Source organism: Acidobacteriota bacterium (assembly GCA_009838525.1).
In the GTDB taxonomy this organism is placed as follows: Bacteria; Acidobacteriota; Vicinamibacteria; order Vicinamibacterales; family UBA8438; genus VXRJ01.
This window is the reverse complement of sequence record VXRJ01000004.1, coordinates 76,224-100,049: the sequence shown is the minus strand read 5'-3', so window position 1 is coordinate 100,049 and position 23,826 is coordinate 76,224. Positions and strand designations below refer to the sequence as shown.

Here is a 23,826-nt window from a genome sequence, read left to right as displayed (position 1 = left end):
TTCAGAACTACACACGTCGAGCGGAAATTATAATCCCAGACGACTGATGTCGCGCAGACGTTGCACGCCACGTTTCGTGCTGGCCGCCGCCGCCGCGGTCCTCCTCGCGGCGATGGCCGCCAGTGACGTTTTCAGCCAGCGGGGCGGGGCCTTTCGTGGGCCGCGCGACCATCCCGCGATCCAGTACACCGACGGGCCCGTGGACAACGTCGTGGCCGATCTGAACGAGCGCCTCGAGGCAGGCGAGATCGACCTGCGCTGGGAGGGGCGGAGCGGCTATCTGCGCTCCGTGCTGGAGGCCTTCGATCTGCCGGTCGAATCTCAGATGCTGGTCTTCTCGCCCACCAGCTTCCAGGCGGAGTACATCGAGTTCGACAACCCCCGAGCGGTCTATTTCGCCGACGAGGTGTCGCTGGCCTGGGTGCGGGGAGCGGACGTGCTCGAGATCGCCGCTTTCGACCGGCGGCAGGGGAGCGTCTTCTATACCCTGGCGCAGACGCCTGACGAGGCGCCTCGCTTCGAGCGGCGCGAGACCTGCCTCGCCTGCCACCTCTCGTGGGACACCCTCGGCGTCCCGGGGCTGCAGACGATGAGCATGTTCCCCCTCTCGAAAGACCCCAACGCCTACGCGAGCGGCCACTTCGTCGACCACCGGAGCCGCCTCGAGGACCGGTGGGGTGGCTGGTACGTCACCGGCACGCACGGCGACACCGCGCATATGGGGAACGTCGAGGTGGAGAATGTCGACGATCCGACCGCGACGTTCGGCGTCGTTCCGCCGGTGATCGAGTCGATGGAGGGGCGCTTCGACCTCGATGGCTACCCGACCCCGTACAGCGACGTTGTGGCGCTCATGGTGCTCGACCACCAGGTCCACATGACGAACCTGATCACGCGTATTGGTTGGGAGGCGCGGCGGATCGCGCACCGGGAGGCCCAGGTCGCCCCGGAGGACCGTGGCCGGTCCACTGACGACGGCCGCTTCCGGGAGATCGTCGACGAGGCGGCGGTCGAGCTGGTCGACTACCTGCTGTTCGTCGACGAGGCGCCGCTTCCCGCCGGCATCGCGGGCGCGTCGGGCTTCGCGGAGGCGTTCGCGGCGCGCGGCCCGCACGACGCCCAGGGCCGGACGCTCCGGGAGGTCAGTCTGGACGGCCGGCTGTTCCGGTATCCGTGCAGCTACATGATCTACACGGCGGCGTTCGACGGGCTGCCCGAGTTCGCGCTGGAGGCGATCTACCGCAGGATGTGGGCCGTGCTGTCCGGCGAGGTGAGCGAATCGCCCTACGACCGGCTCACGCTCGCCGACCGGCAGGCGATCGTGGAGATTCTTCGCGACACGAAGCCCGGGCTGCCGGACTACTTCACGCAAGTAACGCAGTAAGCGGTGGTGGGGGGGGGGGGGGGGGGGGGGGGGCGGGGGGGGGGGGTGGGTGGGCGGGGGGGGGGGGGGGGGGGGGCCGCGCCGCCGCGCCGCCCGGCGCCGCGCCGCGTCGGGCGGGCGGGCCCCGCCGGGGCGCCCGCCCCCCCCGCCCGCCCCCGCGCGGCGCGCTCCCCCCCCCCCCCCCGCCGCCCCCGCCCCCGCCCCCCCCCCCCCCCCCCCCCCCCCCCCCCCCCAGGCCGGCGCACCAGGCCGGCGGACCGCAAGAGCGGCTACACCGCGCCGTAGGCGACCAGCGCTTCGGCCACCTTGCGGAACCCCCCGATGTTCGCGCCGCGGACGTAGTCGATGTAACCGTCGTCCCCGGCCCCGTCGGCGCAGCACTTCTGGTGGATGCCCTTCATGATCTTCCGCAACTGCGTATCCACCTCGTGGTGGTCCCAGGAGATCCGGAGCGCATTCTGGCTCTGCTCAAGGCCCGACACCGCGACGCCTCCCGCGTTCGCCGCCTTTCCGGGACCGAACAGGATCTTCCGCTCCCGGAAGACGTGGACCGCGTCCCGCGTGGAGGGCATGTTCGCGCCCTCCGACACCGCGATGCAGCCGTTGTCGAGCAGGGTTCGGGCGTCGTCGCCGTCGAGCTCGTTCTGCGTCGCGCACGGCAGCGCCAGGTCGCAGGGGGCGTGCCAGGGCCGCTTGCCGGAATGGTAGTCGCAGCCGAAGTGCTCGGCGTACTCGTGGATCCGCCCGCGCCGCTTCTCTTTCAGGTCCTTCAGCCAAAGGAGCTTCTCGGCGTTGATGCCGTCCGGATCGTGGATGAAACCGCCCGAGTCCGACGCCGCCACGACCCTGGCTCCCAGTTCCACCAGCTTCTCGATGGCGTAGAGCGCGACGTTGCCGGATCCCGAGACGACGGCGGTCTTCCCGCGGACGTCGTCACCCCGCGTCGCCAGCATGTTCTGGAGGAAGTAGACCGCGCCGTAGCCGGTCGCCTCGGTCCGCACCCTGCTCCCCCCGAACGCGAGGCCCTTGCCGGTAAGGACGCCGGTGAAGCGGTTCGACAGCCGCATGTACTGGCCGAACAGGTAGCCGATCTCGCGGGCGCCGACGCCGATGTCGCCAGCCGGCACGTCGGTATCCTCGCCGATGTGGCGGTGGAGTTCGCGCATCATCGACTGGCAGAAACGCATCACTTCGCTGTCGCTCTTCCCGCGCGGGTCGAAGTTGGCGCCTCCCTTCGCGCCCCCCATCGGCAACCCGGTCAGGCTGTTCTTCAGGATCTGCTCGAAACCGAGGAACTTGAGCACGCTACGGGTCACTGTCGGGTGGAATCGGAGTCCCCCTTTGTAGGGGCCGATGGCGTTGGAGAACTGCACGCGCCAGGCGCGATCGGCGTGGATGTAGCCGTCGTCGCTCTGCCAGGTGACGCGGAACGTGATGATCCGGTCCGGCTCGGTCAACCGTTCCAGGATCTTGAGGCGCTCGTACTCCGGATGGTGCTGCTTGATGAACGGGATGACCGACTCGGCTACCTCCTCGACCGCCTGGTGGAACTCCGGCTCCGCCGGATTGCGGCGAACCAGCCCTTCCATAAAGCTCTCGAGAGTGAGCGGTCTCGGCCGGTGGTGTATGTGCATGGTTGCCCTCTGGCGGAATGTGCGGTCGCCGGGATCTGGCAGGGCTTCACGGCGGGCTACTTTGCCTCTCTCTTCAGAATATCGGCCAAATCGCGTTTCTGCCCCGGCCGCCGGTCGTCCCCGAGGGCCAGCATCCACATCGGGTAGGGGCGTGGCCGCGCGCTGACCTCGTCGAGCGACGTCACCTCTTCGGCCGACAACTCGACGTCGACCGCTCCGAGGTTGTCACGCAACTGATCCATCCGCTTCGCCCCGATGATGACGCTCGTCACCGCGGACTTCGCCAGCAGCCACGCGATCGCGACCTGCGCCACCGACACGCCGTGCGCCTCGGCGACCGCCGCCATGACGGCCAGAATGTCGTATGTCTGTTCTCGATCGATTGGCGGGAAGTCGAACGAGGCGCGCCTCGCCTCGCGGTCGCGGGCGCCCTCGCGCGTGAACTTGCCGGTCAGGAAGCCTCCCGCGAGCGGACTCCAGACGAGCAGCGCGAGCCCCTGATCCTCGATCAGCGGGATCGTGTCGTGCTCCAGGTCGCGCCCCGAGAGCGAATAGTAGGACTGCGTCGCGCAGAAGCGCTCGATCCCGCGCCGCTCGGAGACGCCAAGCGCCTTCATCAGTTCCCACGCCGGGAGGTTGGAGCAACCGACGTAGCGCACCTTGCCGGCCCGCACGAGATCGGAGAGCGCGCTCAGCGTCTCCTCGATGTCGGTGTCGGGATCGCCGCGGTGGATCTGGTAGAGGTCGATGTAGTCGGTGCCGAGCCGGCGCAGGCTCGCCTCGCACGCCTGGATGATGTGGAGCCGCGACAGCCCCACCTCGTTCGCGCCGCGCCCCATGCGCCCGCGCACCTTGGTGGCGATGACGACCTCCTGGCGCTTCGAAGCGAGCGCCTTGCCCAGGATCTCCTCGGAGTCACCGGTGGAGTAGACGTCCGCCGTATCAAAGAAGTTGATCCCGGCGTCGATCGACGCCCCCACCAGCGCGTCGGCATCCCTCTGGCCGAGGGCGCCGATGACTTCCCACTCCGTTCCGAACGTCATCGCGCCGAGGCAAAGCTCGGAGACGTAGACGCCTGTCCGGCCCAACTGTCGGTATTTCATGGCGGAGATTCTAGCCGTTGCGCAGGTGAGCCGACCGGTGCGCCGGCCTGGTGCGCCGGCCTCCAGGCCGGCTCCACAATGGCTGACGGCCGGATGATACAATGTAGACACGTTGCTACATAAGTGACATATGGCACTCAACCTCAGGAATGCCGAGACGGAGCGGTTGGCGGCGGAATTGGCGCGGCTCACTGGGCAGTCGAAGACGCAAGCGGTAACCGACGCCATACGGGAGAGGCTCGATCGCCTGCGTGACGATCGGTCGGGGCGTTCGCGTCGAGAACGTCTACTGGACATTGCCCGACGGTGCGCGCAGCTACCGGTACTGGATTCCCGGTCCGCCGACGAGATCATCGGCTACGACGAAGACGGCCTGCCGACCTGATGGTGATCGACTCGTCTGCCATCGTGGCGATTCTGCTGGGAGAGCGGGAACGCGAGTCGTTTGTCGACGCGATCGTAGGGGCTGAGGTGGTGCGGATGTCTGCTGCGACCTTCGTTGAGACTTCGATGATTCTGGAGTCCCGCCACGGGGCTGAGGGCATTCTCCTGCTCGACCGGTGGCTGGACGATGCCGGGATCGAGGTCATCGCGGTCGATGCGGCTCAGGCGAAGATCGCCCGGCAGGCGTTCAGCGACTACGGGCAAGGGCGGCATCGGGCCGGACTCAACTTCGGGGACTGCTTCACCTACGCACTTGCGCGGCGATTCGGAGAGCCGCTCTTGTCCAAGGGCGACGACTTTCCGCGCACGGATCTTGCGATGGCTGACGTCCGTCCGTCGGGTAGGGATGGATAGCGGTCGAGTCCACTCGGTGCGCCGCGGTCGAGGCTGCCCGGTGCGCCGGCCTCCAGGCCGGCAAACTCAGACTGCTCTCAAAGGCTTCAGCGGCCGTCCCACCGGGCGACCATCCAGTCGCCGGCGGCCTGGAGCGACGGCACGTAGCTGCCCATGTTGAAATGGCCGACGCCCTCCAGCGGGGTGAAGGCCACCGGGTGCCCCGCCGCCTCCAGTTGATCGAATGCCGCCTCGGCGGGTTCGAACGGGACGACCTCGTCGGCCCGGCTGTGGATGATGTGGATCGGCATGTCGCCGAACGCCTCGGGATCGAGGTCGCTCGCCCGCCCCGCGATGGGTATGGCCCCCGTGAAGAAGTCGGGGTGCTGCCCCGCGAAGAACCACGTGCCGGCGCCGCCCAGGCTGAAGCCGGTCACCAGGATGCGTGAGCGGTCGATGTTGTAGGTGTCGACGACCTGCTGCAGCAGGGCCATCACGCCCCGGTTGGCGACGTCGGAATTCCAGCGCCGCGTCGGGACGTCCGGCGCGACCATCACCGCACCGAGGCCGCGGAGCCCGGGCTCGAAGATGCCGCGCAGGTTCCGGCTGCCGTAGTAGGCGCCGGTGATGCCGCCCGGATGGAGGGCGAGAACGAGCGGGCGCGGTTCGCCGTCCGGGTCGTAGCCGTCCGGCACGGAGACGGCGTAGGGCATGTTGCCGTGCCCGTCTATGTTGAAGACCAGGTGCTCCATGGTGGGGCTTCCCTGTGCTGCTATGGCAGTCACACCAGCCAGCAACAGCGCTGTCGCAACCAGAGTCGCGCCGAATGCACTTGGCGTGTTCCGCATGATTTCGCTCCTCGGCGGAATGATACTGCAGCGTCTGCGACCGCATTCTCGGCGCCCGGACGACTGACCGGCGAGGCACTGCGGAGAACGCGCTATACTCACTTCACGCGCGTACGGCGTTCCAGATCCCCTCGGGGTAACTGGGGCACCGTGCCGTTGCACTGCGGGCTCACCTCTCGTTGTTGGCTGGACCGTGCCGAAGCACGTACACGAGATCAGGGATCCGATTCACGTCTTCGTGCGCCTGGATAGCACCGAGCGAGAGGTCCTCGACTCCGCTCCGTTCCAGCGTCTGCGGCACATCCATCAACTGGCGCTCACCTACCTCGTCTATCCTGGCGCCACGCATCGTCGATTCGAGCACTCGCTCGGCGTCATGGAACTCGCGACCCGGGTGTTCGACGTCGTCACCGCTCGCGCACACTTGACCGATGAGATTCGGGAACGCCTCGGAGCACCGCGCGAGCAATTCGACTACTGGCGACGCGTCCTTCGCATGGCGGCGCTGTGTCATGACATTGGGCACCTTCCCTTCTCCCACGCAGCCGAGGAACTCTTGCCGGATGGATGGAATCACGAGCGTCTCACGCGCGCGCTCATCGAAAGTGAGCCACTGCGGTCCGTTTGGCATGCGATGACGCCGCCTCTCAGATGTGGCGACATTGTGAAGCTGGCGCTCGGGCCGGGCGAAGCGAGGGATCTGACATTCTCGTCCTGGGAATCTATTCTTGCTGACATCATCGTTGGCGACGCGTTTGGCGTTGACCGGATGGACTATCTGCTTCGTGATTCGCACCACACTGGCGTCGCCTACGGAAAGTTTGATCACTATCGGCTCATCGACACCCTTCGCATTCTCCGTGTTCCTGACGACCCGGAGGCGGAAACGGCTGGAGAACTCGCACTTGGCCTGGAGGAAGGTGGGAGGCACTCCGCGGAAGCGCTTATGCTTGCGCGGTACTTCATGTACTCGCAGGTCTGTTTTCATCCCGTCAGGCGGATCTATGACATACATCTGTTGGACTTCCTGCGAGAAACCCTCAGTGACGGCGTTTTCTCTATCGAGGTCCAGGAACATCTCCGCTGTACCGACGACGAGATGACCGTGATGTTGCGGCAGGCGGCCGACGATCCTAGCCGTGTGGGGCATGTCCACGCGAACCGCATTGTTCACCGTAGGCACTTCAAAGTCGTTTACCAGCGCAACCCGGCGGACGTGGAGATCAATCCGGAGGCGGGAGCGGATGTTTACGAAGCGCTGTGCAGCAAGTACGGGCCGGACATGGTCAGGCGTGACCGCTCGGGGCCGAGAAGCGTGTCGCAGGACTTTCCCGTCGAGCTCGCCGACGGGGTGGTTTCGTCTGTCGACGTGTCGACGCTGCTGAAGGAAGTGCCCGTATGGTCAGTGGACAATGTATTTGCCCACGATTCGGTTGCGGAGGAAGCGAAGAAGTGGGTTCAGGAGAACCGGGAGGAGATCATTCGGCTTCCGGAGGAGGAGGACGATGAATAGACTGGCGAGGGCGGCTGTACTCACGAAGCTGATGGATGCGCTGCAGACTCGGGGAAGTCGGTGCGGAGAGACCCATATTCAGAAGGCAGTATATTTTCTCCAGGAGTTGAAGAGTGTGCATCTGGGTTTCGACTTTGTACTTTACAAGTACGGCCCATACTCGTTCGACCTCAGGGATGAGCTGACGAGCCTGCGGGCCGACGGGCTTGTCCAGTTGGCTTCCGGCGCCCGCTTGGGTTCGAGGTTTGAAACCACGGACCGGACGCAGTGCTTTCACAGCCGATTTTCCAGGACTTTGGAAGCGCACGAAGCCAGCCTGGAGTTCGTCGCTGAGAGGGTCGACAACAAGGGCGCGGCAGATTTGGAACGATATGCTACGGCTCTTCACGTGGTTAAGAGTGAGCCAACGGTAGCCGAACGAGACCAAGTGGGAAGACTGACGCTATATAAGCCGCACATTGCCGATGTTGCCGCAACGGAGGCGGTTAGGAAGGTCAAAGATTGGATAGCGGAGGCGAAGGGCGCACAGTAGAGATCCGAACGCGGTTTGCACCGAGCCCGACCGGCTACCTGCACATCGGCGGGGTGCGGACGGCGCTGTTCAACTGGCTCTTCGCGCGACGCCACGGCGGGCAGTTCATCCTCCGGATCGACGACACCGACCGCGAGCGCAACGTCGCCGAGGCGCTGGAGCCGATCCTGGACGGTTTCCGGTGGCTCGGCATCGACTGGGACGAGGGGCCGGAGGTGGGCGGTCGGTGCGCGCCGTACTTCCAGTCGGAGCGGGGCGATCGCCACCGTGCCGCAGTCGACGCGCTGCTCGCGTGCGGCTGCGCCTACCGGGACTACGCGACGGCGGACGAGACGGCGGCGGAGCGCGAGGCGGCGCAGCGGGCCAAGCAGCGCTTCATCTACAGCCGCCGGTGGATGGCGGAGACGGACGCCGACGCGGCGCGCTTCGAGTCGGAAGGCCGCACGGCCGTCGTCCGCCTGAAGATGCCGCGCGAGGGCGCCTGCGCGTTCGACGACCTGGTGCGCGGCCCCGTCGCGTTCGACTGGGCGCTGGAGCAGGACCACGTGATTCAGCGGGCCGACGGCACGCCCCTCTATCACCTGGCGAGCGCGGTGGACGACCACGACTTCGACATCACGCACGTCATCCGGGCCGAGGAGCACCTGTCGAACACGCCGCGGCAGATCTTCATCATGCAGTCGCTCGGCTACGACCTGCCGCGCTATGCGCACGTGCCGTACGTGGCGGCGCCGGGCGGCAGCGAGAAGCTCAGCAAGCGGAAGCTGGGCAAGTACCTGAAGCAGGATGACTTCCGGAAGGCGTACGAGCACGCGGCGGGCATCATGGCGGCGTTGGGCGAGACGACGGACGACGACGCCTTCAACCCGGTGATGGTCCGGTTTTACCGGTCGGTCGGCTATCTCCCGGACGCGCTCCTCAACTACCTGCTGCTCGTCGGCTGGTCGCTCGACGACCACACCGAGGACTTCTCGCGCGACGCGATGATTGCGAACTTCTCGCTCGAGCGCGTCAACAAGTCGGCGGCCAGCTTCGATCCGCAGAAGCTGCTGGCGTTCCAGGAGCGCCGCATGGCGCGACTGCCCCTGGACGAGAAGGTCGAGCTGGTGCGCCCCTACCTCGCCGCCGCCCTTGGTGCGCAGGCCGGTGCGTCTGCCGGTCCGCCGGCGTCCACGCCGGCACATGGTCCGCCGGGTGATCCGCCGGCCTCCAGGCCGGCACCCGGTCCGCCGGCGTCCACGCCGGCACCCGCAGACCCCGGCAAGCTCGGCGCCGTCGTCACCGCTGCCGCCGACCGCCTCAAGGTGGCCGGCGACATCGTCAACTACACCGAATTCTTCGTTGCTGACGACGCCTTCCCCTACGACGCCAAGGCGTTCGGCAAGCGCGTCGGCGCGCCCGGCGCCGCCGGCCGGCTCGGCCGCTTCCGGTCCGCGCTGGCTGACGTCGACCCCTTCGACGCCGCCACCGTCGAAGCCGCCCTGCACCGTTTCGTCGAATCGGAAGGCGTCCGGATCGGCGCCATCATCCACGCCGTCCGGGTCGGCGTCACCGGCAAGCCGGTCGGCTTCGGCCTCTTCGACGCGATGGCGATCCTCGGCCGCGACGTCTGTCTCGCTAGAATTGATCGCGCTCTGACCGCCGCCACGGCAGCCAACCTGGCGGCGACACGCCCGGCCGCGACCAATCCGGGCTCGCCTTAGCCCGGCCGCGCCAGGACCAACATCGTGACGACACCCGACACCGCACCCGACACGGCAACGCCCAGTCTCGACTTCATCCGCGAGATCGTCGCCGACGACAAGGCCCACAACCGCCGCCACGGCCGCGTCCACACGCGGTTCCCCCCGGAGCCGAACGGCTACCTGCACATCGGCCACGCCAAGGCGATATGCCTCAACTTCGGCATCGCGCACGAGTACGACGGCCTCTGCAATCTCCGGATGGACGACACCAACCCGGAGACGGAGAAGATGGAGTTCGTCCACGCCATCGAGAAGGACGTCCGCTGGCTCGGCTTCGACTGGGAGGACCGGGCGTTCTATGCGTCGGACTACTTCGAGAAGCTCTACGACTGCGCGGTGACGCTCATCCGGAAGGGCCTCGCCTACGTCGACGATCTGCCGGGCGATCAGGTGAGCGCCTACCGGGGCCGCTGGGACGAACCGGGCCGCGACTCGCCGTACCGCGACCGCCCCGTCGAGGAGAACCTGGACCTCTTCACCCGCATGCGCGCCGGCGAGTTCGAGGACGGCGCGCGGACGCTTCGCGCGAAGATCGACATGGCGGCGCCCAACATGAACCTGCGCGATCCGACCATCTACCGGATCCGCCGCAGCCCGCACTACCGGTCCGGCGACGACTGGGTGATCTATCCGACCTACGACTTCACCCACCCGCTGTCGGACGCGTTCGAGCGGATCACGCACTCGCTCTGCACGCTCGAGTTCGAGGACCACCGCCCGCTCTACGACTGGTACCTCCAGGCCCTCGACTGGGTAGATCCACCCCGGCAGATCGAGTTCGCCCGGCTCAACCTGACCTACACCGTCCTGAGCAAGCGGAAGCTGCTGGAGCTGGTGGAAGGCGGCCACGTCGCCGGCTGGGACGACCCGCGGATGCCGACGCTCACCGCGATGCGCCGGCGCGGCTGCCCGCCCGCCGCCATCCGTGACTTCTGCAACCGGATCGGCATCGCGAAGGCGAATTCCGTCGTGCAGGTGGCGCAGCTCGAGGACGCCGTCCGCCAGGAGCTGAACCGGACCGCGCCGCGCGTCATGGCGGTGCTTCGCCCGCTGAAGGTGGTGATCGAGAACTACCCGGAGGACCGGGCCGAACAGCTCGACGCGGTCAACAACCCCGAGGACGAGAGCGCCGGCACCCGTCCCGTCCCCTTCGGTCGCGAGCTCTGGATCGAGCGCGACGACTTCATGGAGGATCCGCCGCGCAAGTTCTTCCGCCTCGCGCCGGGCCGCGAAGTCCGCCTGCGCTACGCCTACTTCCTGACCTGCCGCGACGTCGTCAAGGACGCCCGCGGCAATGTCGTCGAGCTGCGCTGCACCTACGACCCGGAGACCCGCGGCGGCTATGCGCCCGACGGCCGCAAGGTGCGCGGCACCATCCACTGGGTTTCCGCGCGGCACGCGGTCCGGGCCGAGGCGCGGCTCTACGATCACCTCTTCACGGCCGAGTATCCCGAGGATCTGCCGGAAGGGGCGAACTGGCTCGACGGCATCAACCCGGCGTCGCTCGAAACGCTCGACACCTGCTACGTCGAGCCCGGCATTGCCGCGGCCGCCGCGGGGACCCGCTGCCAGTTCGAGCGTCGCGGCTATTTCTGCGTCGACCCCGACTCGACGCCCGAGCGCCCCGTCTTCAACCGCACCGTCACGCTGCGGGACACGTGGGCGAAGATCGCAAAGCGCCAGCCGTAGGAAGAAGCAGACTGGGCGTAGTACGCTAGCCGCTGCCTGCGACGGCCCCGGGGAGGCGCGCGGGCGCACACAGGAGGGCCTCATGCAGTCCGATCAGCCGCGCTCGTTCCTGGCGTCGTTCTTCATCGTCGGCGCGCTCGCCGCCACGCTCGGCATCGGCGCCCTCTTCCTTGGCGAGGCGTACGAGGCGACCACGCCCGGCGCGATTGCGGCGCCGGGCGAGGCAGTCGCGTTCGCGGAGGCCGATCTCGACACCGTCGATCCGGCGGACGTCGGCCTCTCCGCCGAGCGCCTCGAACGTCTCGACGCCGGCCTGCAGGGACTGGTGGACGATGGCCGGATCGCCGGCGTCGTCGCCCTGGTCGCCCGTCACGGCAAGATCGCCTTCGCGGACGTCGCCGGCGTCAGGAACGTCGACACCGGCGGCCCGATGACGCGCGACTCCATCTTCCGCATCTTCTCCATGACCAAGCCGATTACCGGCGTGGCGATGATGATGCTCTACGAGGAAGGGAAGTGGCGGCTGAACGACCCGGTCGAGCGGTACATCCCGGAGTTCGCCGACCTGAAGGTGTACGCCGGCGACAACCCGGACGGCTCCATGCGGCTGGAGGATCCGGACCACCCGATCACCATGCGCGAGCTGATGACGCACACCGCCGGCCTCGGCTACGTGCTCAACCCGCGACACCCGGTCAACCAACTGTTTCTGGAGCAGCGCGTCCTCAACCCGACGGAAGAGCTCCAGGTGATGATCGACAAGCTGGCCGGCATCCCGCTGCTGGCGCAGCCGGGCCAGCGCTGGATCTACAGCGTCGCCGTCGACGTGCGCGGCTACATCGTCGAGAAGCTGTCGGGCCAGCCCTTCGAGGAGTTCCTGCAGGAACGCATCTTCGACCCGCTCGGCATGGTCGACACGAAGTTCTACGTCCCGGCCGCGAATGTCGATCGCATCGCGTTGCGCCACACGATCGACGACGGCGGCGACCTAGTGCTCGATTCACGCGGCGATCCGTTCACGTCCAACCCGCCCGGCCCGTCGGGCGGCGGCGGACTCTTCGGCACCGCCGACGACTACATCCGCTTCGCGCAGATGCTGCTGAACGGCGGCGAGTTCGACGGCCAGCGCCTGCTCGCGCCGCGCACGGTGGAGATGATCCGCACCAACCACATGTCGGCCGAGGCGACCGAGAACATGCGCGCCGGCATGGGCTTCGGCATGGACGTCATGATCTACGAGGACCCCGCCGCAGCCGGGGAGCCGCATGGCGCCGGCACCTACTACTGGCTCGGCATCGACGGCACCTGGTTCTGGATCGACCCCGCCCACGACCTCGTCTTCGTCGGCATGCTGCAGCACCAGGGTCCGAACCAGCAGCTAACGCATGGGCTCAGCCGCAACTGGGTCTACCAGGCGATCGTGAACTGACGAATTGGGGGAGCTGCGGGTCAAGGCGGGGGCTTAGATCCTCTGACCGTGGTGCGGATTCACGAGTCGCACGATGCCCCGCCGATGACAGCCGGCCGAGCAGCTTTGGTCTGCCTGCTGGATCGTTTCCTCTTTGCCTTGCTGGACCCGTTCGTCACCTTCCGAGAAGCCCGCAAGCTCCTGTACTTCATGCAGGTCGCGGGCGAGCCATTGAGGCTGAACTTCCGGAAGGGGCCTGACGGACCGTACGCTGAGAATCTCCGGCCCGTTCTGAACGCCATTGAGGGCCACTTCGTGTCCGGCTACGCGGCGGGTGGCGATGCACCCGACAGGCAATTGCAGCTTGTACCGGGTGCCCTGGAGGAGGCTCGCGCGTTTCTCGCCAACAACACCGCGACGCAGGCTCGCCTTGACCGGGTGTTCGATCTCGTTGACGGATTCGAGTCTTCGTTCGGTCTGGAGTTGCTGACTTCGGTCCACTGGGTGGCAGCAAGCGAGGCGTCCGCCGCGAGACCGGACGAAATCGTCAGGCTCACGTACGGGTGGAACGAGAGGAAGAAGCAGTTCTCACGGCGGCAGATCGAGCTTGCTCTCCGTGTGCTGTCGGAACAAGGTTGGGTCCAGTCGGCCGGTCGTTCTCGATCAGCTCCAGTGTGAGTATGGCTTGGGTCTCCGACGTCCGAGGTGTGGCGCTTTTTCGACGAACGAGTGCAAGATCAAGCCCGTTTTCGACGCAAAGGAACGCTTTTCGACGCTATTCGACGAGCCGCGTCGCGCGACCAGCCTCAGTGGTGAATCCGACGCCCGAGGACGCTGAGGGCCGCGGCGGCCGCCAGCTTGTGGTCTTTGCGCCAGGGCGCTCCCGCCTCCCGGCCGAACCGGGCGATCAGTGAGGTGACCGACGCTACGTCGACGCCGATTGCCTCGGCGGCCAGTACGATCGGATCGCTCCTGCGCGGGAACCTGCGGACCTCCATGCCGAGTCCCGCCGCAGCTTCGGCGAGAAACTCGCGGTAGAGCATCCCGTCCGCGGCAAGGGTCAGGGGACGCGAGCTGAGCACCTCCTCCAGCGAGTCGGGCAGGCGGTCATACGGGCTCGCGGGCAGGATCAGCACCTGGGCGCGATAGGCCGCGAGCATGGTCGAGATCGCCGCTCTCGCGTGTTCCGCCACGGATCGTCTCACCCGGTTCACAAGGTCCGCGGCCGCTTCGAGGTCCATCTCCAGCGCCTCGTGGTGGTAGGGCGCGATAGGGAAGTCCTTGCCGACTAGGGCGACGCGCCGCCGATCCAGGAAAACGGGCGCGCCGTCTTCCAGCGCGAGCGTGACCAGTTCGGCCCGGGCGTAGTGGTCGGCGGCTCCGATGACGACTTCGGCGACACTCATCGGAGACGACTGTAGCGCGAGTCCCACTTCGATCAGGCCATCACGGCGCCGGGCATTGGCGCCTACGTTTGCCAGTTCCCCGGTCGTTGGTTCCTTCTGAATCCATTTCAGTGAGGCGTTTCCAGCCGGCAGTATGTGTATATCAATAATTGGACCCATAGCATTAACATGGTGCCAGATGCCCGAGCCTGCATGTTAAAGGTACGGCGGGTCGCACTTAATACGCATGGATCCATGTTCTCAGGGTTGGAACCGGTGTCGCCGTGGCGGCGCCGGTGCCTAACGTAGGGAACCCGAACAACTTCGCTTGTTTCCCCACGAACTGGTCGATTCTCCAAACCTGCTAGCATCGCCGCCAGTTGACGGCGGGACGCCTCCGCCGCCGTCCGCCCAGGGGAGCACGACGATATGGAGATGACGTGGTTAGGAACCGCGATGCCCGCGGTTCATCACCCGGGAGGCGACGACATGGCATACGTCATCATCAACACCAGGTTGCTCGATCGTTGGCACGAGGCGATCACGGAGGCTCGCAATCTTGCCAAGGAAGCAAAGCACTACGCTGATTCCGTCGCGAGCGACGCGAATGAGAGCGCCGACCAGGCGCAGGAAGCAATCAACTCACTCGACCAGGCGGCAGAGGCCCTCTCGGCCGTCCTCGAGCGGGCAACCGACGAGAACGAGCGCCGGCGGCTGATGGAGTCAGGCGCCGCGGTTCCGATCCTCCTCGACGACGCTTTGCTTGCCGACCGGCGTCCGAGCGCGTCGGCGTAGCGACGGCTCCGCGGCCGCCCGCTACTTCCGGAGATACCGTTCGCCGGTCCATTCCGGCGCCTGCTGATCGTGCTTGAGGCGCACGCGCTGCAGGGCCAGTCCGGCGTAGTAGTCATCCAGGCGGTCGCTGCTGGACGACACGCCGGGGAGGCTCGTGGCGGCTTCGACGGTGAAGCGGTCGCCAAGGACCGAGTTCGGTGCGCGGTAGGCATCGTTCCACCACGTGAGGATGCGTTCCTCGGCCTGCCGCAGGATTCGGTCCCCGGGCAGGAGGTTGCGTTTCTCGCGCTGGTTGACCTTTCGGTGCGCCGGCATCAAGTTCCACAGATCGCCGCAGGGCCAGATGGCCCAAGGGAAGCAGTGGTCGATGTCGAGGTTGCGGCGAGTCAGCCGGCGGCCCGTCCAGACGCAATGGAGCGGCCCCGCCTTCAGCAGGCGGTCCGCTTGTTCGCGGGCCAGCCGGACGTCTCGCTCCGGTTCCAGCCAGGCCATGGCCTGGGCAAGCCTCTGCTCATCGAGTTGGCGTCCCTGGCGGGCGGCGTACGCTCGCATCAACAACTTCCACTCGGCGATGATCGCCGGTTCGATCCAGACGCTCAGGCGCCGGATTGCCATCCAGAGGTGCATCGGAACCCGCAGGGCGCCGAAGCTCGCGAGGTAGCCGGCGGTCAGTTTGCCGTCGGCAGGACGCGGAGGCCTCTTCGCGGTGCCCTTGTGGCGGAAGGGAAGGACTGGGTCGTCGCTATTCGGATAGGTCATGTAGCGGACCGGCATCCTGATGATGCTGGACGTGACATCGAGCAGGGACCGGTGGAGGGCGGCAAGGTCGTCGCCGGAGAAACGCGAACCCACGCGAAGATCGTGGTGCGAGACACCCAGCCGCTCGATGCCGGCCGACCTGACGAATCCGAGCTTGTGGCCGCCATGTTCGTTGACTGGGCTCTGCGGAATGCTGGCGTCGAGCAGCGGCTTGTAGAGCCGGATCCAGGTGAGGGCAACAAGCCCCATGGGGATCGCGACATGGTCCTCGCCCTGTTCCTCCGCGAGGCCGAACGCGCCGTCGGCGATGCGGCAGAGGACGCGGAGCAGACCCAGTTTGTAAGTCGAACTCTTCGAGTCGTTGAGGATGACGTTGCGCAGCAGCGGCAGCGCGTCCGTCCCGTCGTCGGGGAGGCGAACGGCGATCTGTTTCCAGCGGACATCACCGCGCCCCATGTGATCGTCGTTCGACGACTCGCGCTCCACATACGCGCCGTGGTCGGTCGCGAGGCGGCGGAGTTCATCGACGGTGACGGGGTGGAAGCCCCGGTCGTCGTCGTCGGGGCCTTCGCGCAGGGTAATGGCCAGCAGGCCGCCCGGCTTGAGGAGCGTGATCAGCTTGCGGAAGGCGCGGGCGCGATCCGTCGGGGCGAGATGCATCCAGACGGCGCTGACGAGGATGACGTCGAAGGAAAGCCCGGTGGAGAAGGTGTCCTTGAGGGCCGGAAGGCGGTCGTCGCGCCAAGTGATGCGGGGGGCGTCGTGACGGGCCTGGGCCAGTTCGCGCATGCGGGCGGAGGGCTCGACGGCGACGACGTCGTAGCCGAGGCGGGAGAGATGCGCGGCGTCGCGGCCGCTGCCGGCGCCGACATCGAGGACGGCGGCGGGCGGCTTCGGAAGCAGGTCGGCCAGCCAGCCGTGGACGCGCTCGAAAGTCACGGATTCGTAGCGGTCGGACGCAACTTCGGCGTTGGCGTCGTACCAGGCTATGGCGTCGGTCATCGCGTGCCCGCATTGTATGGCGGGGCGGTGTTGCAAGCGCTGGCGGGAATACCTACCATCGGCGCATGACTCACACACCTGACGAGAAGATTCGGGACCGGTGGCTCGTGACACGTCTGCCCGTGGCCTGCGCGCTGGCGGCGGTGTTCGTCGCCTTTGCGGCATGCGCACCGGCGGAGGTCGCGGAAGCGCCGCCCCCGGAATCCGAAGCGGCGGTTGACTCCACACCGGCCGGCGCCGCGCCGGCCTCCGGGCTGCCCACCGCGAGCCCCGACACGGTCGGAATGTCGGCCGACGGGCTCGCCCGCATCGAGCCCGCCGTGCAGGCCTACGTCGATGACGGCCGGCTGGCCGGCGTGATGACGATGGTGGCGCGGCGCGGGCAGGTGGTGCACTGGGCCGCCGCCGGCATGCGCGATCTCGATGCCGGCGATCCCCTCGAACGGGACGACATCTTCCGCATCTACTCGATGACGAAGCCGATCACGAGCACGGGGGTCATGATCCTCGTCGAGGAGGGCGCGGTTGCGCTCGACGATCCGGTCTCGAAGTTCATTCCCGAGTTCGCGGACGTGGAGGTTCTGGATGACGCCGGCGAGCGCGTGGCGCCCGGCGGCCCGATGACTGTCGAGCACCTCCTGACCCACACGTCAGGTCTGACCTACGGCTTCTTCGGCGACTCCCCGGTCGACCGCCTCTACAACGAGTCGGGCTTCTTCACGCAATCGGTGGGCCTGGAGGACTTCGGGCAGCGCGTGGCGGCGCTCCCGCTGCTGGCCAGTCCGGGCGAGCGGTGGAACTACAGCGTGTCGACCGACATCCTGGGCCGGGTCATCGAGGTGGCCTCCGGACAGTCGTTCGACACCTTCCTGCAGGAACGCATCTTCGATCCGCTCGGGATGGAAGACACCGGGTTCATGGTGCCGGCCGAAGACCGCAGGCGTTTCACGGCCAACTACGCGAGTCCGGACGGTGCGCTTCAGATGATCGATTCGCCGGACGACGGCCAGTACACGCGCCCGCCGGCGTGGGTGTCTGGCGGCGGCGGGCTCGCGTCCACCGCATCGGACTACATCCGTTTCGCCCAGATGCTCCTCGAGGACGGCGCGCTCGGCGACGTGCGGATCCTGGCCCCCGAGACGGTGGCGATGATGCGCTCGAACCGGCTGCCGGACGCGATGGTGCCGATCCAGCTCGGGACGTACCTGAGCCCCGGCTACGGCTTCGGGCTCGGTTTCGCGGTCGCAGTGGACGCCGAAGGCACTCCGGAGCCGGACAACAACGGCGTGTTCCGCTGGGCCGGCGCCGCCAACACCTTCTTCTGGATCGATCCGGAGGACGAGCTGATCGGCATGGTCTGGACGCAGTTCAATCCGTTCTCGGCCTATGGACTCGAGCGGGAGTTTCAGACCCTCGTGTACGAAGCCATCGAGTGATCGGTTGATGCCGGCCTGGAGGCCGGCGCACCGCTAGTTGATGCCGATCCTGAGGACGGTGAACAGCAACCAGCACGTGAAGCCGCCGACAATTGTCATCGAAAGCCCCCACGCCATCAGCTTGTTGAACAGCTTGCGGCTGTCTTCGTGAGACGGCGCGGCGGCCATGCAGAGGGCGCCGAGGGTGGAGAGTGCGGAGACGTCCACCAGGTGCGCGCCGACGTTCATGGCCGAGGCGATGGCGAGTGGAGTAACGCCACCCACCTGTTCCGCAAGGCCGGGCACGGTCGGCAGGAACGCCGGGAGCACGACGCCCGACGTGCTGCTGTAGATCGAAATGAACCCGGTGGTGAACGCCATGATCCCGGTGACGGTGTTGGCGGAGGAGACCCCGGCCAGCACGCGGGTGAACAGCTCGAGGCCGCCCGTCTCGTCCAGGACGGAGATGAGGACGGTGACGCCGCAGACCATCATGATGACCCGCCACGGCATCAGCTTGACCGCTTCGTTCTCGTCCCCCGCCTTAAACAGTGCGAGAAGGATGGCTCCCGCGAAGGCGCCGAGGCCGACGTGGAGGTTGAAGAAGATGACGCCGACGAGGAGGGCGCCGATGACGCCGATGGTGATCCAGTGGCGTCGCTGGAAGGTGTCGCCGTCGTCATCCGCCGCTTCGCTGCCGTCGCTCCCGGACCCTTCGGCGTCTGCGGACGCTCCGGCGTCCGTGGAACTTCCGCCTGGGACGACCAGCTCGCCGTGGTGGCGCCGGCCGAGCAGGCGCCAGCCGCCGAGCAGGAAGTAGGCGGCGAAGGCGATGACGATGTGCGCCATCATGTTGTTCAGGTAGGTCTGCAGCTCGTTCCCGCCGAGGCCGATGTCGGCCATGACGCCGTTGACGATGACGCCGGTCGGCGCGATGGGAGAGAGCGAGCCGGCGTTGGCGCCGTTGCCGATCATGATCGCCATCAGGAACGCCGGGATGCCCACCTGGCCGGCGACCGCCATCCCCATGGGCGCCATGAGCGCGGTGGACGAGATGTTGCCCGGACCGATGGATGCCAGGACGAACGACAGCAGGAAGAACATCATCGGCATCACGCCGACGTTCCCGCGGCAGAGGCGGACCGCCCGGTGGGCGATCAGGTCGAGGGTGCCGTTCGCCTGCGCCTGCGAGAAGAGGAGCGTGACGCCGGCCAGGGTCAGAAAGAGCCGGGTCGGGAAGCCCGCCATCACGTCGTTGGCGCTCATGCCGGCGATGTAGACGCCGACCACCCAGGCGAGCGCGATGGCGAGGAAGCCGACGTGGAGCCGGATGGTGCAACTGACGATGATGGCGATGGCGAGCGCACCGAGCGAAAGGGTGGCGACATCCATGGGGCGGGAGTATATGTCGGCGGGCTAGAATGGTGTGATCGGGCGGCGGCTGTAGTGCACATCATCATCATCGGGGGCGGTGACATCGGGTATCCGCTGGCCAGCGCCCTCTGCACGGACCACGATGTCTTCCTGGTCGATCGCGACCCGCTTCGCGCCCACCGTTTTTCGCACCTCGACGTGGAGTTCGTCGCGGGCAGCGGCACGAGCCCGGACGTGCTGCGGAACGCGGGCGTCGAGCGGTGCGACCTGCTGATAGCCGCCACCCGCCTCGACGAACTGAACATCGTCGCGTGCTCCATAGGCAGCGGCCTCGGCGCGAAGCGGACGATTTGCTTCGTCACCAAGGAAGACCTGCTGGAGCAGCGGAGCGGCGACGACAGCCTCCACCGGAACTTCGGCATCGACGAGATCATCTGGCCGGAAGCGCGGCTTGCGGCCGAAATCGAGCGGATCATCATGGCGCCGGGGGCGGTGGACGCCGAGCTCTTCGCGGGCGGACGCGTCGAGCTGCTCGAGTTCCGCCTCGAGGCCGACTCGCCGGTCGTCGGCCGCGAGGTGGCGTCGCTTGCGCTGCCGGCCGGTGTCGTCATCATCGCCCTGAAGCACGAGCACGCCACCTTGATTCCCCGCGGTCAGACGGTGCTGGAGACGGGTGACAAGGTGGTTCTCATGGGGACGCGTGACGGGATGAATCGCCTGCGTCCCGTCATCGCTCCGGCGAGCAGCAACGCCGACAGCCAGATGGTGACCATCATCGGCGGCGGCGATGTCGGCTTCCGGCTGGCCCAGAAACTCGACGAAGCGGACGGCATCCGGCTCATCGTCATCGAGCGGGAGCGCGAGCGGGGCGAGCTGCTGGCCGCTACACTCCGCAGGGCGCTGATCCTGCGGGGTGACGGCACGGATCTGGAGTTGCTCGAATCGGAGGAGATCGGCCGGAGCGACGTCCTGGTCTCGGTGATCGACAACGACGAGCGGAACCTGCTTGCTTCCCTGCTCGGCCACCAGCTCGGCGTGCGCAAGGTGATTACGCGCGTCAGCAAGCCCTCGAACCATCACCTCTTCGAGCGGGTCGGTATAGACGTGGCCCTGTCCGCGCGCGGCGCGGCGGTCGCGTCCGTTGTTCACGGGATCGACGGCGGCCGCTCCAGCCTGCTGGCCGTTCTGGAAGAGGGCCAGGCGCGCGTTCTCGAACTCGCCGTGCCGGGCGGGTTCTCGCCGACCGCCGTGCGCGACCTCAACCTGCCCCCCGATTCGATCATCGGGTCCGTCCTGCGGCAAGGGTCGGTCGTCGTGCCGCACGGGGACGATCGCGTTCAGGGAGGGGATCGCCTGCTGGTCTGTTGCACCGAACCGGCGGTGCCCGGCGTGCGCGATCTGTTCGCGGCCTCCTAGCGCGTCAGCACACAGGAGATGGCGGTTTAGCGGGTAGCCCGGCAGCCACTCGATGCGGTTCATCATCGTCGCCGCGATCGCCGGTCGCATCCTGCGGGTTTTCGGGGCTGCATTCCTCGCACCCGCTGCCGTCGCCGCCGGCTATGGCGAGTGGGCCGACGTCCCCGGGTTCCTGATCGGCGGCGTGCTCTCCGCCGCCATCGGCGAAGCGATGATCCGCGGATCGCGGGGTGCGGGGCAGGACCTGCGCCGCATCGAGGCGCTCGCGGTCGTTGCCAGCGTCTGGCTGATGCTCGCCCTGCTCTGCGCGGTGCCGCACCTGTGGGTGGGGCTGGACCCGATCGACGCGCTGTTCGAAGCGATGTCGGGCATCACGGCGACGGGCGCCACCATCCTGACTGACTTCGAGACGCCGGGGCGCGGCTTCTTCTTCTGGCGGGCGATGACGCAGTGGCTGGGTGGCATGGGCGTGATCGCCCTGGTGCTGGCGGTGCTGCCGCGCCTCGCCATCGGCGTCCGGCAGCTCTTCTTCGCGGAGGTGCCGGGTCCGACCGAGGAGAACCTGGCGCCGCAGATCCGGAAGACCGCCGGCACGCTGTGGAAGTTCTACACGGGACTCACCGCGGTTGAGGTGGTCGCGCTGATGGCGGCGGGAATGCCGCTCTTCGATGCGGTCTGCCACGCCTTCACGAACGTCGCGGCGGGCGGGTTTTCGCCGAATCCCGAATCGATAGCCGGCTACAACAGCGTTGCCGTCGAGTGGATCGTCATCGTGTTCATGTTCCTGTCCGGCGCGAACTTCGCGCTGCAGTACCGTGCCGTGCTCGGCTATCCGGACGCGCTGGTTCGCGACGACGAGTTCCGCGCCTATGTCGGCATCGTCGCCGGTGCGGCCGCGATCCTCGCCGTCCTCCTGTGGCAGCTTGAGTCCGCCGGCGCGCCCATCCGGACGGCGCTGTTCCAGGTGCTGTCCATTCTGACGACCACCGGTTATGCGAGCACCAATTTCGAGTTGTGGACGGATCAGACGAAGGTCGTCCTCCTCGCCATGATGTTCATCGGCGGCTGTGCGGGCTCCGCCGCGGGCGGACCGAAGGTGCTGCGCCACATGCTGATCGGGCGCTTCACGCTGACCGAGTTGCGCCGCACGCTGCACCTGCGCGGCGTCATGCCGGTGAAGCTGGGTGGCAAGGCGGTGCCGGAGGAAGTGATCCGTGGGGTGCTCGTCTTCTTCCTTTTCTATGTGCTGATGTTCGCCATCACCACGGCCGTCGTCATCGGTTTTGGCGAGGACCTGGAGACCGCGGTGACCGCTACCACCGGCGCGTTGGGCAATATCGGCCCCGGCTTCGGCGAGGTGGGGCCGATGGCCAACTATGGCGGGCTGCATCCCGTGAGCAAGCTGATGCTGATCGCCGCGATGTGGATTGGACGCCTGGAGGTGGTGACGGTCCTGGCCCTGCTCCGCCCGGAGGTCTGGCTGCGCGCCCACTGGCAGGGCATCACGCCGCGCCGGTAGGGACGTGCGGGCGTGGTGCGCCGACCTCCAGGTCGGCTCCCGCTACAACCGCCCGGCCTGCTCGTTCAGGATTTCCCACGCCCGCCGGACATGCCGCTCTTCCGTGCGGATGTGACCGATGGCGAGGCGGAGGGCATACGCGCCGTTGAGCTTCGTGTGCGAGAGGAAGACCTCGCCGGTGGCGTTGACGGCGTCGAGCAGACGTTCGTTCAGTGCGTCGAGATCGGCGTCGGCCGCATCGCCGCCCGCGGGCCGCGCGCGGAAGCAGACGACGCTGAAAGGAACCGGCGCGAGGCGCTCGAAGTTCGGGCTCTCGTCCACCCAGCCGGCGAAGCACTGCGCCAGGCGCAGGTGTTCGGCGAGGCGCTCGCCGATGCCGTCGGATCCGAAGTAGCGCAGCACGGCCCAGAGCTTCAGCGCGCGGAACCGGCGGCCGAGCTGCACGCCGGTGTCCATCAGGTTGCGCACTTCGGCGCCGGCTTCCGGGGTCCGCAGGTATTCCGGCGTCAACGAGAACGCCGCCCGCACGTCGTCCATCCGCCGGCAATAGAAGGCGCTCAGATCGAAGGGCGTAAACAGCCACTTGTGCGGATTCACCACGACGGAGTCCGCCCGCCCGCAGCCGTCCATCACGCCGCGCATGCCGGGAGCGAGCGCGGCGGCGCCCGCATAGGCGGCGTCGACATGGAGCCACGTGCTCCCGTCCCTCCCGTTCGGTCCAAGGCAATCGGCAATCGCCGCCACCGGATCGACGCTGGTCGTCGAGGTCGTCCCCACCGTCGCGACGACCGCCATCGGTCTCGCTCCGGCCGCCCGGTCCGCCGCGAGCGCCTCGCCCAGCGCGTCCGGCCGCATCCGGAACTGGTCGTCCACCGGGATCTTCCGGATGGCCTCCAGTCCCAGCCCGAGCGTCATCACCGCCTTGTCGACGGAGGAGTGCGACTGTTGGGAGGCGTACACGACCAGCGGCGGCAGGTCGCGGCGTCCCGCCATCCCGCGCGTCCGTGTGTCCGGCGCCGCCCGGTGGCGGGCGGCGGCCAGGGCGTGCAGCGTGGAGATCGACGCCGTGTCGTAGATCACGCCCTCGAACGCGTCGGGCAGCTCCAGGAGTTGCCGGAGCCAGCCGAGCGTCACCTCTTCGAGTTCCGTCGCGGCGGGCGACGTCCGCCACAGCATCGCCTGGACGTTGAGGGCGGCGGAAAGAAACTCGGCCAGAACGCCGGGCGCGCTGCCGGAGATGGCGAAATAGGCAAAGAAGCCGGGATGGTTCCAGTGGGTGAGGCCGGGGACGACTACGCGTTCGAAGTCGCGGAAGATCGCATCGAAACCGACGCCCTCGCGGGGCGGCCGGCCGGGCAGTGCGTCGCGGATGTCGCCCGGACGGGCGCGCGACAGCACCGGATAGTGTTCCGTCCCGTCGAGGTAGGCGGCAATCCAGTCGACGAGGGCATGGCCGTCGCGCCGAAACGCCTCCGGATCCATGTCGCCGAGACGTTTGCGGGACACGCTCTCAGTTCACTGGCCGCGG

The 23,826-nt window shown here is 67.5% G+C and carries 20 protein-coding genes; 13 read left to right on the top strand and 7 right to left on the bottom strand.

The annotated features are described in order from the left end of the window. Positions 1-46: 46 nt before the first annotated feature. Positions 47-1,384 carry a hypothetical protein gene (locus tag F4Y45_01150; GenBank protein ID MXY23115.1) on the top strand — a complete coding sequence of 446 codons (1,338 nt, stop codon included), beginning with the start codon at positions 47-49 and terminating at the stop codon, positions 1,382-1,384. Positions 1,385-1,653: 269 nt separating this feature from the next. On the opposite strand, the gene F4Y45_01145 is transcribed toward F4Y45_01150, so the two are convergent. Both F4Y45_01145 and F4Y45_01140 read right to left on the bottom strand, forming a co-directional pair. Further along, a complete protein-coding gene (locus F4Y45_01145; GenBank protein MXY23114.1) occupies positions 1,654-2,973 on the bottom strand; it encodes an NADP-specific glutamate dehydrogenase in 1,320 nt (439 codons plus the stop codon). A gap of 101 nt (positions 2,974-3,074) precedes the next feature. Next, positions 3,075-4,121: an aldo/keto reductase gene (locus F4Y45_01140; protein ID MXY23113.1), complete on the bottom strand. Its 1,047-nt coding sequence runs from the start codon at positions 4,119-4,121 to the stop codon at positions 3,075-3,077. Positions 4,122-4,251: 130 nt separating this feature from the next. Here F4Y45_01140 and F4Y45_01135 point away from each other — a divergent pair, with 130 nt between their 5' ends. Beyond that, positions 4,252-4,506: a PSK operon transcription factor gene (locus F4Y45_01135; GenBank protein ID MXY23112.1), complete on the top strand. Its 255-nt coding sequence runs from the start codon at positions 4,252-4,254 to the stop codon at positions 4,504-4,506. Further along, positions 4,506-4,919, top strand: coding sequence for a type II toxin-antitoxin system VapC family toxin (locus F4Y45_01130; GenBank protein ID MXY23111.1), 414 nt, complete (start codon positions 4,506-4,508; stop codon positions 4,917-4,919). Before F4Y45_01135 ends, F4Y45_01130 begins: the two co-directional genes overlap by 1 nt. An 86-nt stretch (positions 4,920-5,005) precedes the next feature. Here F4Y45_01130 and F4Y45_01125 read toward each other — a convergent pair whose 3' ends face one another. Further along, positions 5,006-5,746: a prolyl oligopeptidase family serine peptidase gene (locus tag F4Y45_01125; protein ID MXY23110.1), complete on the bottom strand. Its 741-nt coding sequence runs from the start codon at positions 5,744-5,746 to the stop codon at positions 5,006-5,008. Positions 5,747-5,939: 193 nt separating this feature from the next. Between F4Y45_01125 and F4Y45_01120 the strand changes: the two genes are divergently transcribed. The 6 genes from F4Y45_01120 (at position 5,940) to F4Y45_01095 (ending at position 13,311) form a co-directional block, all read left to right on the top strand. Beyond that, entirely contained in the window at positions 5,940-7,259 is a 1,320-nt protein-coding gene (locus F4Y45_01120; protein ID MXY23109.1) for an HD domain-containing protein, read from the top strand. After that, positions 7,252-7,791: a hypothetical protein gene (locus tag F4Y45_01115; GenBank protein ID MXY23108.1), complete on the top strand. Its 540-nt coding sequence runs from the start codon at positions 7,252-7,254 to the stop codon at positions 7,789-7,791. The genes F4Y45_01120 and F4Y45_01115 overlap by 8 nt, the downstream gene beginning before the upstream one ends. After that, positions 7,761-9,494: a glutamate--tRNA ligase gene (gene gltX, locus F4Y45_01110; GenBank protein ID MXY23107.1), complete on the top strand. Its 1,734-nt coding sequence runs from the start codon at positions 7,761-7,763 to the stop codon at positions 9,492-9,494. Before F4Y45_01115 ends, gltX begins: the two co-directional genes overlap by 31 nt. Before the next feature lie 24 nt (positions 9,495-9,518). Next, positions 9,519-11,225 (top strand): glutamine--tRNA ligase/YqeY domain fusion protein, encoded by a 1,707-nt coding sequence (locus F4Y45_01105; GenBank protein MXY23106.1) that lies wholly within the window; start codon positions 9,519-9,521, stop codon positions 11,223-11,225. An 82-nt stretch (positions 11,226-11,307) separates the two neighbouring features. Continuing rightward, positions 11,308-12,654 (top strand): beta-lactamase family protein, encoded by a 1,347-nt coding sequence (locus F4Y45_01100; GenBank protein MXY23105.1) that lies wholly within the window; start codon positions 11,308-11,310, stop codon positions 12,652-12,654. 84 nt (positions 12,655-12,738) lie between these two features. Beyond that, positions 12,739-13,311 carry a hypothetical protein gene (locus tag F4Y45_01095; protein MXY23104.1) on the top strand — a complete coding sequence of 191 codons (573 nt, stop codon included), beginning with the start codon at positions 12,739-12,741 and terminating at the stop codon, positions 13,309-13,311. A gap of 128 nt (positions 13,312-13,439) precedes the next feature. Here F4Y45_01095 and F4Y45_01090 read toward each other — a convergent pair whose 3' ends face one another. Next, on the bottom strand, positions 13,440-14,039 hold the full coding sequence (locus F4Y45_01090) for a hypothetical protein (protein MXY23103.1): 600 nt from the start codon (positions 14,037-14,039) through the stop codon (positions 13,440-13,442). A 414-nt stretch (positions 14,040-14,453) separates the two neighbouring features. Between F4Y45_01090 and F4Y45_01085 the strand changes: the two genes are divergently transcribed. Then, a complete protein-coding gene (locus F4Y45_01085) occupies positions 14,454-14,813 on the top strand; it encodes a hypothetical protein (protein ID MXY23102.1) in 360 nt (119 codons plus the stop codon). Positions 14,814-14,834: 21 nt separating this feature from the next. Here F4Y45_01085 and F4Y45_01080 read toward each other — a convergent pair whose 3' ends face one another. Then, positions 14,835-16,739, bottom strand: a complete 1,905-nt coding sequence (locus F4Y45_01080; protein MXY23101.1) for a methyltransferase domain-containing protein — start codon at positions 16,737-16,739, stop codon at positions 14,835-14,837. On the opposite strand from F4Y45_01080, the gene F4Y45_01075 reads away from it, so the two are divergent. Further along, positions 16,640-18,010 carry a beta-lactamase family protein gene (locus F4Y45_01075; GenBank protein ID MXY23100.1) on the top strand — a complete coding sequence of 457 codons (1,371 nt, stop codon included), beginning with the start codon at positions 16,640-16,642 and terminating at the stop codon, positions 18,008-18,010. The two genes, F4Y45_01080 and F4Y45_01075, sit on opposite strands and share 100 nt — an antisense overlap. 33 nt (positions 18,011-18,043) lie before the next feature. On the opposite strand, the gene F4Y45_01070 is transcribed toward F4Y45_01075, so the two are convergent. Continuing rightward, complete coding sequence (locus tag F4Y45_01070; protein MXY23099.1) at positions 18,044-19,381, bottom strand: C4-dicarboxylate ABC transporter; 1,338 nt, start codon at positions 19,379-19,381, stop codon at positions 18,044-18,046. Here F4Y45_01070 and trkA point away from each other — a divergent pair. Together trkA and F4Y45_01060 are read left to right on the top strand one after the other, a co-directional pair. Beyond that, on the top strand, positions 19,310-20,779 hold the full coding sequence (gene trkA / locus F4Y45_01065) for a Trk system potassium transporter TrkA (protein ID MXY23098.1): 1,470 nt from the start codon (positions 19,310-19,312) through the stop codon (positions 20,777-20,779). The genes F4Y45_01070 and trkA overlap by 72 nt on opposite strands. Before the next feature lie 52 nt (positions 20,780-20,831). After that, positions 20,832-22,298 carry a TrkH family potassium uptake protein gene (locus F4Y45_01060; protein MXY23097.1) on the top strand — a complete coding sequence of 489 codons (1,467 nt, stop codon included), beginning with the start codon at positions 20,832-20,834 and terminating at the stop codon, positions 22,296-22,298. A gap of 42 nt (positions 22,299-22,340) precedes the next feature. Here F4Y45_01060 and F4Y45_01055 read toward each other — a convergent pair whose 3' ends face one another. Beyond that, positions 22,341-23,780: an amino acid decarboxylase gene (locus F4Y45_01055; protein MXY23096.1), complete on the bottom strand. Its 1,440-nt coding sequence runs from the start codon at positions 23,778-23,780 to the stop codon at positions 22,341-22,343. Positions 23,781-23,826: the final 46 nt, after the last annotated feature.